The sequence below is a fragment of the Xanthobacter pseudotagetidis genome (genome assembly GCF_043194795.2).
GTDB classification, from domain to species: Bacteria; Pseudomonadota; Alphaproteobacteria; order Rhizobiales; family Xanthobacteraceae; genus Xanthobacter; species Xanthobacter tagetidis_A.
The window spans coordinates 2,974,787-2,986,459 of the sequence record NZ_CM195534.1 but is presented as its reverse complement, the minus strand read 5'-3'; the positions used below and the strand labels follow the sequence as shown (position 1 = coordinate 2,986,459).

The 11,673-nt window shown below is 68.9% G+C and carries 9 protein-coding genes; 4 read left to right on the top strand and 5 right to left on the bottom strand.

The annotated features are described in order from the left end of the window. Positions 1-7 precede the first annotated feature (7 nt). From V5F67_RS13635 to V5F67_RS13620, 4 genes are all read left to right on the top strand, one after another. Positions 8-1,657, top strand: coding sequence for a rhodanese-like domain-containing protein (locus V5F67_RS13635; protein WP_394017285.1), 1,650 nt, complete (start codon positions 8-10; stop codon positions 1,655-1,657). Between the two features lie 349 nt (positions 1,658-2,006). Next, positions 2,007-3,023, top strand: coding sequence for an ABC transporter substrate-binding protein (locus V5F67_RS13630; RefSeq protein ID WP_394017287.1), 1,017 nt, complete (start codon positions 2,007-2,009; stop codon positions 3,021-3,023). 69 nt (positions 3,024-3,092) lie between these two features. Then, complete coding sequence (locus V5F67_RS13625) at positions 3,093-3,980, top strand: ABC transporter permease (protein ID WP_394017288.1); 888 nt, start codon at positions 3,093-3,095, stop codon at positions 3,978-3,980. Positions 3,981-3,988: 8 nt separating this feature from the next. Further along, positions 3,989-4,783 (top strand): ABC transporter ATP-binding protein, encoded by a 795-nt coding sequence (locus V5F67_RS13620; RefSeq protein ID WP_394017290.1) that lies wholly within the window; start codon positions 3,989-3,991, stop codon positions 4,781-4,783. Positions 4,784-4,924: 141 nt separating this feature from the next. Here V5F67_RS13620 and V5F67_RS13615 read toward each other — a convergent pair whose 3' ends face one another. From V5F67_RS13615 to V5F67_RS13595, 5 genes are all read right to left on the bottom strand, one after another. After that, complete coding sequence (locus V5F67_RS13615) at positions 4,925-6,637, bottom strand: AMP-binding protein (protein ID WP_394017291.1); 1,713 nt, start codon at positions 6,635-6,637, stop codon at positions 4,925-4,927. Further along, positions 6,535-7,575, bottom strand: a complete 1,041-nt coding sequence (locus V5F67_RS13610) for a cyclase family protein (RefSeq protein WP_394017293.1) — start codon at positions 7,573-7,575, stop codon at positions 6,535-6,537. Before V5F67_RS13610 ends, V5F67_RS13615 begins: the two co-directional genes overlap by 103 nt. Before the next feature lie 48 nt (positions 7,576-7,623). After that, positions 7,624-9,270, bottom strand: a complete 1,647-nt coding sequence (locus V5F67_RS13605; protein ID WP_394017294.1) for an AMP-binding protein — start codon at positions 9,268-9,270, stop codon at positions 7,624-7,626. Positions 9,271-9,361: 91 nt separating this feature from the next. Further along, positions 9,362-10,516, bottom strand: a complete 1,155-nt coding sequence (locus tag V5F67_RS13600) for a CaiB/BaiF CoA transferase family protein (RefSeq protein WP_394017296.1) — start codon at positions 10,514-10,516, stop codon at positions 9,362-9,364. An 11-nt stretch (positions 10,517-10,527) separates the two neighbouring features. Continuing rightward, positions 10,528-11,652, bottom strand: a complete 1,125-nt coding sequence (locus V5F67_RS13595) for an acyl-CoA dehydrogenase family protein (RefSeq protein WP_394017298.1) — start codon at positions 11,650-11,652, stop codon at positions 10,528-10,530. Positions 11,653-11,673: the final 21 nt, after the last annotated feature.

Sequence of the window (11,673 nt, the reverse complement as noted above, 5' to 3'; positions counted from 1 at the left end):
GCACGACGTGAGCGCGCCTTCCCCTTCCCCTTCCCCTTCCCCTGGCCCAAGGCCCGCGCGGCCGTCCGGCACCATCGCGCCGGAGGACCTGCGCTCCATCCTGCGCGGCGGATCGGAGATTGCGCTCCTCGACGTGCGCGAGGAAGGCGCGTTCCTGGAGGGCCACCTCTTCCTTGCGCGCAACCTGCCGCTCGGCCGCATCGCGTCCCGGGTGGAAACTCTGGTGCCCCGCCGGCGCGTGCTCGTGGTGACCATGGACGGCGGCCCGGACGACGGCGGGCGGGCGGCGGATGCCGCGCGGCGCCTCCTGGAGCTCGGCTACACCAACGTTCTGTCGCTGGACGGCGGCCTTGCCGCCTGGCGTCGGGCCGGCGGCGAGGTGTTCTCCGGCGCCCACGTGCCGAGCAAGGCGTTCGGCGAGTTCGTCGCGCTGACCTACCGGACGCCGGCCATCACGCCGCAGGCACTGCGCGACCTCGTCGCCTCGGGCCGCGACGTGAGGGTGCTCGATGCCCGCACGTTTGACGAGTACCGCGCCATGAGCATCCCCGCCGCGATCAGCGTTCCCGGAGAGGAACTGGTGCTGCGGGTCGGCGATATCGCACCCGACCCGCATACGCTGGTGGTGGTGAACTGCGCCGGACGGACGCGCTCCATCATCGGTGCCCAGTCGCTCATCAATGCCGGCATCGCCAACCCCGTCGCGGCCTTGAAGGATGGGACCTCCGGCTGGCAGCTCGCCGGCCTGCCCCTCGTTAACGGCGCGGTCGCGCGGGCGCCGGAGACGAGCGCCGCCGGCCGCATGGCCGCACGCAAGGGCGCCGCCGCGGTCGCGCGCCGCTTCGGGGTCCGCGCGCTTTCCCGATCGCACCTCGCGCGCTGGCAGGCCGAGGCGGCGATCCGCACGCTCTATCTCGTCGACGTGCGCTCGCCCGCCGAGTTCGCCTCGGGCCACATCGCAGGCAGCCGCAACGTGCCCGGGGGCCAGTTGGTGCAGGCCACGGACACTCATCTCGGGGTGGCGAATGCCCGCGTGGCGCTGGTCGACGACGACGGCGTCCGCGCCGCAATGACCGCGTCGTGGCTCATCCAGATGGGATGGAGCGATGTGGGCGTGGTGACGGACGCGCTGGATGGACCCCTGGTGCGCCAGCCGTCCGGCACGCCTGCGGGGGCGGAGGGCATCGATGGGGTCTCGCCCGTTGCACTCTCGGCGCTGCTGCGCTCCAGCCTCGCCGTGGTCGTGCTCGATGTCGCGCCGCCGGCGGAGTTCGAGCGCGGCCATGTCCCGGGCGCTTATGCCGTCGCGGGAGCCGCGCCGGAGGCCGTCTGGAGCGCGGTCGCGAACTTCGATGCGGTGGTGCTCACGGCGCCGACCCCGGCTGCGGCTCGGGCCGAGGCGCTGCGGCTCCGCACCGTCGCGCCCGCGGCGCCGCTCCAGGTGCTTGCCGGCGGAACGCCGACCTGGATCGCCTCCGGCCTTCCGATCGAGGCCGGCGCAGGAATGCGCCTGCCGCTTGCGGGACCAGCCTGCGCCCCGGCAGCCGACCGGGCGGCGCTGGACCGGGAGCTGAGGAAGTACCTGTCCTGGGAAGTCGGGCTCGTGGAACAGCTGCGCCGCAGCGGCGAGGCCCCGTTCCGGTACTTCGCGCGCTAGATCGGCGAAACGCCCTCCCGCTTGACGAGCGGACGCGTCATCTGATCCGTCCGCGGGCGCGGCCGACCGGCATGTTCGTGAGACGCGCCGCGCCTTGGGACTGACGCCAGAACGGGGTCCCCCCTCCGGCGCGGGCAGGCCCGGTCTCGCCCTCCGCACCCTTTCCGCGCCGGAACCGTTCCGCAACGCCTTCCGCGGTGGGACCTGGCACAAATGCTGCAATGCATAACTGATAGCAAAATTCGGCAGCGTTCATGCAGAGGCAGCTGAACTAGGCTCGACCCCAATCCCCGACATGCGGCTCCGGCTCAGTGATCGGCGGGCAAAAAAGCAGCCAGAGGATCAGCTGATGACCGAGATCGACCGCAGGACCCTGGGCGCGCGCGCATTCCTGTTTGCCGCCGCGCTCGCCGTGCCGAGCCTTGCTTTGCCCCATACCGCCTTTGCATTGGGGCCGAAGCCGAGCCCGCTCGAGAAGCCGGCCACCATCACCGTCGCCTACGGCAAGTTCTCCTTCGCCGCGCCGTTGCTCTACGTGCCGGAAATCCTGAAGGAGATGAACATCGAGATGAAGGGGGTGGAGTTCCAGCGCTACGCCGACACCCGCACCGCCATCTCCTCCAAGCAGGCCGACATCGGCATGACCGGCGGCACGCTTCTGGTGCAGGCGCTGGCCGGCGGCAACGAGGACCTGATCGCCCTCATGGGCGTCGCCGGCGAGAAGATCTATCCCGTCGTGCGCGACGGCGTGAAGATCGAGAGCTGGTCCGACCTCAAGGGCAAGAAGATCGCCGCCGCCGTGGGCGGCAACGTGTGGACCCAGTGGGTGGCGAAGCTGGTGGAGGAGAAGATCCCCTACGGCGACCTCCAGGTCTCCGGCATCCAAGGCGGCGGGCAGAACTTCAACATCGCCCTGAAGCGCGGCGACATCGACGTCGCCATCCTGTGGTCGCCGTTCAACGCCATGCCCATCGTCGAAGGCTATGCCTACTGGCCGAAGGCGCTGGAGTTCGGCATGTCGCAGCCGGTGGGCGGCGAGCAGGGCATCTGGACCGTTCACAAGGACGTGCTGAAGGAGAAGCGCGACCTGATCGAGCGCTTCCTGTGGGCCTACAAGGCCGCCGAGGCGCGCGTCGCCAAGGACGAGGCGACCAAGGCCGAGGCGATCGAGAAGTTCACCGGCGTGAAGCCCGAGGTGGCGAAGGCGGTGGCCGAGCTCACCGTCTACGGCGCCCAGGCGACGCCGAAGAGCCTGGAGGCCATGGCCAAGCTCATGGCGCAGCAGGGCATCGTCAACAAGGACGTGAGCGCCATGATCCCGGCTCACTTCGACACGTCGCTCGCCGCCAAGGCGAGCGGCAACTGACCTTTCGGCGTGGCCGGGCTCCGGCCCGGCCACGCCGGCATGGACGAACGACAGGACCAGAGGCGCAGCATGAGCGGAACGGGGACGCAGCAGACCATGAACCCCGCACTGGCGAAGGACGGGGCGCCTCCGCGCGCGGCGGTGCCCGACGCCGCCAGCCTCGCCCGGCTGGGGCGCGGCCTCCAGCCGCTGGCGGTGCCAGGCCTGGTGGTGCTGGCATGGCTCGGGCTCGGCGCGCTCAACATGCTGCCCGCCGGCATCGTGCCGAAGCTGCCGGCGGTGCTGATCGACTGGTACTACTGGGTTTTCGGCCGCCCCGGCGCCACCGCCTTCGACACCTACAGCGGCACCTGGCTGAACGCGGTGCTCTATTCCGGCTGGCGCGTGGTGCGCGGCTTCGCGCTCGGGGTCGCGGCCGGCGTGGTGCTGGGCGTCCTGATCGGCTGGAGCGCCACGATCTCCCGCCTCCTCGACCCCACGATCCAGCTCATCCGGCCGATCCCCATCACCGCCTGGATCCCGTTCGCCATCGCCTGGTTCGGCATCGGCGACGGCAACGCCATCTTCCTGATCGCGCTCGGCGCGTTCTTCCCGGTGGTGCTCAACACCATCCACGGCGCGCGCGACATCAACAAGAACCTGGTGCGCGCGGCCCGCATGATGGGGATCAGCGAGTGGCGCCTGCTGCTCAAGGTGATCCTGCCCAACGCGCTGCCCAACATCTTCACCGGCATGCGCCTCGCCATGGGCATCGCCTGGACCATCCTGATCGTCGCCGAGATGATCTCGATCCGCGGCGGCGTCGGCTACGTGCTCTGGGACGCCTACTACGTCTCGCGCATGGAGATCGTGGTGGCGGACATGATCACCGTGGGCCTGCTCGGCTTCCTCTCCGACCGCATCATCGTCCTGGTCGAGCGCCAGGTCCTCGCCTGGAAGCACGCGCACCATTCATGAGGCCCGCCATGACCGCTCAGTCCTCCGACATCGCCATCGAGGTCCGCCAGGTCGCCAAGACCTTCGGCGGCGTGCGCGAGGTGGTGGCGCTCAAGGGCGTCGACCTCACCCTGAAGCAAGGCGAGTTCGCCGCCGTGCTGGGCGCCAGCGGCTGCGGCAAGTCCACCCTGCTCTCCATGCTCGCCGGCTTCGAGAAGGCCTCATCGGGCACCATGACCGCCTTCGGCCATCCGATCCAGAAGCCGGACCCTGAGCGCGCCGTGGTGTTCCAGGAGGCGGCGCTCTTTCCGTGGCTGAACGTGTGGGAGAACGTGGTCTTCAGCCTGAAGAACCGCTCGATCCCCAAGGCGAGGTACGAGGCCAAGGCGCGCCAGCTCCTGGAGGCTGTGGGCCTCGGCGCCTTCCACCACCATCACCCGGACCAGCTTTCCGGCGGCATGAAGCAGCGCGTCGGCATCGCCCGCGCGCTGCTGATGGAGCCGAAGGTGCTGCTCATGGACGAGCCGTTCGGCGCCCTCGACGCCCAGACCCGGCTGGAGATGCAGGAACTGCTGCTCGACGTGTGGGGCCGCGACCGGCGCACCGTCATGTTCATCACCCACGACATCGAGGAGGCGATCTTCCTCTCCGACGTGGTCTATGTGATGACCGCGCGCCCCGGCACCATGAAGGCGCGCATCGAGGTCCCCCTCGGGCGCCCGCGCCACGTGGACATGCTGACCACGCCGGAATTCTCCGAGCTGCGACGGGAGATCATGGCGCTCATCCGCGAGGAGGTCGCCGCCGCCCGCGCCGCGGCCTGAGGCCGGTGTGGGCGGAGGGGCCGGCGTCCTCGTCCTGTCGCGGCCCGGGCCGGACGCTGCCAGCTTCGCCCGGGAAATCCCCGCGCATGATCCATCCTCCGCCGCCCTAGATTCAGCGGCCAGGGACGGCCGGACGCAAGGTCACGGCGTGCCGCCAAGCAGAGCTTGAGCCAGCTCGCCCAGCCTGGAGCGCTGAATCTTGTTGGAATTCGCGCTCTCGACGACCGGGAAGGCATCGACCACGCCCACACGCACGGGCACCTTGAAACGGGCCAGCTGGGCGGAGCAGCTGCCGATGATCTCCTCCTCACGCAAGGCTTCTCCAAGCTCCGGGATCACGAAGGCGACCGGAACCGATTTGCCGTCCTTGACCGCGCCCACGACCTGGCAGGACGCCACTCCCTCCAGTGCCTCGATGAAGGCCTCGATCTCCCGCGGATTGACCAGAAAGCCGCTCAGCCTCAGGAAGTCGCCGCGGCGGGCGTGGAAGACGAACTCCCGCTCGCTCACGGTATGTCCGAGATCGCCGGTGCGGAAGTAACCACCGTCGTCCACGGCCTGGGCTGTCGCCTCCGGATTGTCCAGGTAGCCTCGCATCAGGCTGGGCGACTTGATCTCCAGCTCGCCGACCTCGCCGTGCGGCAGGACCTCGCCGGACGCCACGTCGCGCGCGCGCACCCGGGCATCGTCGGCGACCAGCGTGCCGCCCGGCTGCTGCCGCTGCTCTAGGGAGGCGGCGGCCGGCTGTCCCGCCACCAGGGCCTGCAACTCGCTGGAGCCGTAGAGGCCCACAAGGGTGATGCCGGCCTTCTCCGATCGCTCCGGAAGGCCTTCGAGCGAGGGCGCGAAGCTCGCGAACCCGGCGATCCGCAACGAGGCCAGGGGCAGCCCGGCGGCATCGGCGGCATCGAGAATGCGGTCGAGAAGCTCGTTGTTCGCGAACGTGTGCGTGATCTCGTGGCGCACGATCTGCCTGGCACATTCGTCCGGATCGATGACCGGGGACGTGACCATCGGCACGCCGGCGGCCAGGGCGCCGAGCGCCGATGAAAAGCCGAAGGCGCCGCAGAACGGAGCGCCCAGCAGCACCGCGTCGCCCTCGCCGATGCCGAAGTGGCGGGCCACGGCCTCTCCATGGCGGATCAGGGTTTCCTGGTCATGAACGACGAGCTTGGGCTGGGTCGTGGTCCCGGACGTGGTGTACACGAGCGCATAGCTGTCGCCGGCGGCCTGCGGCACGCCGTCGAGGGCGGACGCGTCTCCGGCGCGCGTGAACGCGAAGGTCGCAACGCCATCGACCGCCGGCTTGCCCTCCCACGCGCCGACGATCATCACTCCGCGCAGGCTCTGCAGCCGGTCGGGCGCCACGTCGCTCAGGATCTGCTGGAACGGCAGTCCCTTGAACGCGGGCCACATCACCAGCCATTTGGCCTGGCTGCGCGATATGAGATCGCCGACCTCGTGGCTCCGAAATCGCGTGTTCATCGCCACGACCGTGACCCCCAGCCGGGCGCACGCCATGAAGGTGACGAGCCAGGCGGCGCAGTTCGGAAGCCACAGCGCAAGGCGATCGCCGGGCCGCGCGCCCTGGGCGTGGAGCAGGCCGGCCACGCGGTGGACCTCGGACTGAAGCTCGGCGTACCGGACGGGCTGGTCGCCGTCGATCAGGCCGACGGCGTGCGGGCGCTCGGCTTCATGCCGGCGCAGGAGGGTATCGAAGTTCATTTGGCGGTCCGCGATAGCTCGAGGGCTCAGACTGTTGCGATCGGCGTGACGGGCGATCCCACCGCCCCCGGCAGCCGCAGCGGCGGCGCGGTCAGCAGAAAGCGGTTGCGGCCGTGACTCTGGAGCCATTCCGCCAGCTCGCGAAGATACCAAAGCTCCGCCAGCGGCAATCCGAGCTTGAACAGGCAGTGGTGATGCAGCGGCAGGAGCGACTTCTTCTGCCCCTGGTTCAGGGCCGGATACGCCTCGACCGCGTAATTGTCCGCGCAGATGGCCACGATGCCGCTGTCCGTGATCCACTGCAGGAGTTCGCCATCGGCGCCATTGAGAACGGCGCCCGCATTATGCAGCGCTTCCGCATCGGGACGGCCGGCCATTTCGACCACCGTCTCCGCGAACCCGGTGCGCAGGACCAGCATGTCGCCGGGCTCCACGACCACGTCGTCCTCGCGCATGATCGCCATCAGCTCCTGGTAACCAATCACCGTTCGGCCATGTCCGTGATGCTTGGCGATGTCCACCAGGACGCCGCGACCCTGCATGCCCTTGACGGCGAAGTTCTGGATTCCCAGCCGGCGCGCTCCGAAGCTGGGGCCGTGATCGCAGCAGGTTCCGCCGGCGTGGTCGGGCTCCGCGTTCAGAACGTCGGAGCCGGCCCGGAAGCCGTTGTAATAGACCTTGCTGGCCTGGCCGTCGTCCTCGACGTCGAACTGGGCGCCCACATGGGCCAGCGCGTCCCATTGGGTCGAGTACTGAAGCGACAGCGTGACCTGGTCGTCGCTGAGGACGTCGATGGAGGATGCGTCGAGCCGCTCCATCGGGAAGTTCATGTATGGCACGCCGTCGCGTTCCGTCGCGGCGAGCCGGGGCGGCTTGCGGCGCGGATTGAGCGCCATGCCGCCCGGCAGGTCCAGCGGCAGCGAGAGGCAGAACACCCTGCCCTCCCGCACTTCGCGCACCCCCTTGATCACCTGTTCCGGCGTCAGCAGGTTGACCCGGCCGAGCTCGTCGTCGGGGCCGAACTCGCCCCAGTTGGACCCTTCGGGGCGCTTCTTCCAGCGGCTCATGATCTTTTCCATGGATGTTGGAGACAAAAAGAGGGCCTGCGCCCGCGATCAGGTCCGCAGGGAGCGAAGGGCGATGTTGGCCCGCTTGCGGTCCCAGACGTCCGCGTCATCCACCGCGCGGGGCAGGAGCGCGTGCTGGAGCTTGCCGGTCACGGTGCGGGGAAGCGTCGGCAGCTGGTTCAGGTAGCGCGGGACCATGAAGTGCGGCAGCCGCTGGAGCAGGAAGGCCAGGACCTCGGCCGGATCAAGGATGCTGCCGGGCCTCATCACGACATGCAGCAGGATGTCGTCGTCCCCTTCGTAGCCGGAGGGCACGCCGACCGCCGCCGCCTCGACGATCAGGGGATGGAGCAGCGCGGCGGCCTCGATGTCGCCGGCGGAGATGTTCTCCGCGCGGCGGCGAATCCGGTCCTTCGCCCGGTCGAGGAAATAGACGTTGCCGTCGTCGTCGACATAGCCGAAGTCGCCCGTGTGAAACCAAAGATTGCGCCAGCATTCCACCGTGCGCTCGGGCATGCCGAGATAGCCCTGCATGATCGTCCAGGGCAGCCTGGGACGCACCGCGAACTCGCCCGGCGACTTCGGCGGCAGCGGCATGTCCGTGGCGGGGTCGAGCACGGCGAACTCGTACCAGTCCGTGTCCGGCCGGCCGCAGGAGCCCGCGCGCAGGGGCTCCCGCATGTCGGCCCAGCAGACGACGCCCACTTCCGTCATGCCCCAGACTTCCATTCCCCGCACGCCGAACCGGCGCTCGAAGTCGCCGGCGATGCGCTTGGGGAACGGCGCGGTGCGGATCAGCCGCAGCCGGTGGTCGCGGTCCTTCGGCGATGGCGGCAGAGCGTAGACCATCTCCAGCATCGGCCCGTGCGCGGCCGTCATCGTCGCGCCGTGGCTGCGGATGCGATCGAGCCATTCCTCGGGCTTGAAGCCGGAGTCCATGACCAGCTTCGCCCCGACCGACAAAGCGGCGAGCACGGACATGAACTTTCCGGCCATGTGGTACATGGGGTAGAAGGAGAAGAACACGTCCTCCCGCGTCATGCCCATCTTCGACGCCGCAAGCTTCGCCAGCAGCGCCACCTGCCCGTGCGGCATGATGGCGCCTTTCGGCGCCCCACTGGTGCCGGACGTAAAGATGACCGAAGCGGTCTCCCACGGCTTGACGGGCTCTTCGAGCGCCTGGGCGATCGAGCCCTCATCGAGGTCCTGGGCGGATACGATCGGTATCCGCGGGCCTGCGGTCATGTCTGGGCCTTCGGCCTGGTCCAGCACGACGATGGACGCCAGATGCCCGACCTCGCCCGCCACGTTGAGAACGGCCGGGAGCAGGTCCGACGTGACCAGAAGGGTGGGCGCCTGGCTGAGGTTGATGGCGTGGATCAGGCTCCCGCCCTTGAAGCCGGTGTTGACGTTGACGTCGACCGCACCGAGCAGGTTGACGGCCAGCCAGGCATGCACGGACAGGTGGGTGTTGCCGAGCATGAGAATGACGCGGTCTTGCCTGCCGATCCCGTGACCGGCGAGGCGCCGCGCGAGGCGGATCACGCTGTCCCAGGTCTGGGCATAGGTCTCCTGGATGCCGTTGACGATCTGCAGGCTCGGGCGATCCCCGTAGTCCAGCACGGACTTCCTGAGAATTCCCGGAACCGTCCAGTCTTCGTCCATCCGGTCCGGCCTGGCGATGCATGCGCCCATGGTCGGCGTCTCCCCTTCGCCTTTTTTGGTTGATGCCGGGTCGCCTAGAGCACGCGCCGATCAAATTGAGCCAATTTGATCGGATCGCGCTCTAGCCGTCCCAGGCCCCGGTGCCGCCGTCCTTTAGAAGTTCCTGCCTATGCGCGTCGAGTGCCGGGGGAGCGCGGCGCACCTCGGCGGGGGTTCGCGAGAGCCGGATCGGGTTGCCCACCACCCGCATCGGTTCCTGGCCGTCCACCGGAACGTCGACCAGGAGCTCGTTCGCCTGGATTTGCGGATGCTCCAGAACCTGTTCGAATTTCAGGATCGGAGCGGCGAGGACGCCCTGCCCCTGCAGCCGCTCGACGCACGCCTCGACGGTGAGCGCGCGGATCGCCGGCCGCAGCGCGGCGGCGATCTCTTCCCTGTGGGTGGCCTGGTCGAGCTTGGCGCCCCAGCCGGGCCGGGTCGAGAGATCCTCCAGCCCGAGCCCGCGACAGATGAGCTGAAGGGGATTGTCACGGAAGAAGCCGATGACGGTCACCCAGCCGTCGCTCGCCTCGGCGACGAAATTGAGCGCCCGGTCGTACCAGCGCGTCTCGTAGCCGTAGTTCAGCTGCGTGGCCGCCTCCAGGCTCTGCATGGCGACCAGCGCGCTGAGCAGGGAGGTCGAAACCCGCTGCCCACGCCCGGAGCGGGCACGCTCCAACAGCGCCAGAAGCACGCCTTGCGCCAGCAGCAGGCCCGACGTGTAGTCCGCGATGGGAACGTTCAGGAACGAGGGGACGTTCCCCCCGGCCGCAGCCTTCCAGGCGATGCCGCTGATCGACTGGATGAGGAAATCCTGCCCTGCCATGCCCGCCAGCGGGCCGGTTTCGCCGAAGCCGCTGGCGGTCGCATAGACCAGCCCCGGATTGATCTTCTCCAGGGCCTCGTAGCCGAGGCCGAGGCGCTCGAGCACGCCGGGCCGGTAGTTGTGCATCAGCACGTCCGCCTCACCGACGAGACGGAGCAGCACCTGGCGGTCATCGTCGGCCTTGAGGTCAAGGCACAGCGACCGCTTGTTGCGGTTCACCGCCGCGAAATACGAGCCCATCTTGCCGGCGGCGTTGGCGACCGCATCGCTGTGGCGCAGCGAATCCCCGCGACCGGGCCGCTCGATCTTGATGACGTCGGCCCCGTAGTCGCCCAGGATCTGTCCGGCCAAGGGCCCCTGGAAGACCTCGCAGAGCTCAAGGACCTTGATCCCCTCCAGCACCCCAGCCATTCGCGTTCCCATCACTGTCCGTAGATTTCCTTGGCGATCATCAGACGCTGAACCTGGTTCGTGCCCTCCCAGATCTCGGTCACCTTGGCGTCGCGGTACATGCGTTCGATCGGATAGTCCTTCATGTATCCGTAGCCGCCGTGCAACTGCAGCGCGTCCCGCGTCACCGCGACGGCCGCCTCGGTGCAGAGCACCTTGGCCATCGACGCGTATTTCTTCGCCGACGGCTCGCCGTTGATCGCCAGGGTGGCCGCATGCATCAGCACGGCCCGGCCCGCCTCCACGCGCATCGCCATGTCGGCGACCATGCCCTTGGTCATCTGGAAATCCGCGACCGGCCGTCCGAACTGCTCGCGCGTCCGGGTGTATGCGAGCGCCTCGTCGAGGGCGCCTTGGGCGATGCCCAGGCCGTGCGCGGCATATTTCAGGCGCGAGGCCAGGAGCCCGGCCCGGATGTAGGTCCCGCCCTCGCCGGGATCGCCCACCACGCGATCATCGGGGATCAGGCAATTGTCCAGGTTGACGTCGCAGGTCGGGCTGCCGCGAAGTCCCATCTTGCGCTCCGGGGGCCCGAACGACACGCCCTGGTCGTGCTTGCTGACCAGGAAGATGCCGAACCGCTCGGGCGTGGTGCGGGCGAAGATGAGGTACCAGTCCGCCCAGCCGCCATTGGTGATGAAGCGCTTGGTGCCGTTGATCAGCCAGCCGTCGGCGGTCTTCGTGGCGGTGGAGACCACGCCCATCAGATCCGACCCGCCGCGCGGCTCCGTGAGGCCCCAGGCCGAGCGCTCCCTGCCCTCGATGACGGGCGGGAGAATCAATTGCTTCTGGGCGGCGGAACCGAAGCGCTGGACCAGCATCATGATCCAGCAGGTGGAGACCGTGGTGGCCGTGGACGGGCAGACCCGGGACAGTTCCTCGATGGCGAGGATCTGCGTGATCAGGTCGCCGCCCAGCCCGCCGATCTCCTCGGGATACGGCAAGCCCGGCAGGCCGAGCTCGAGGCTGGCCTGGTAGGCTTCGATCGGCGGGCGCGCCTCGTCATCCACTCGGGCCGCGTGCGGCGCCACCTTCTGGCGGGCAAAGCGCTGCATCTGCTCGCGAAACGCGCCGTACGCCTCGTCATACTGGGTCATTTCCAAGAACGTTTCTCCTAT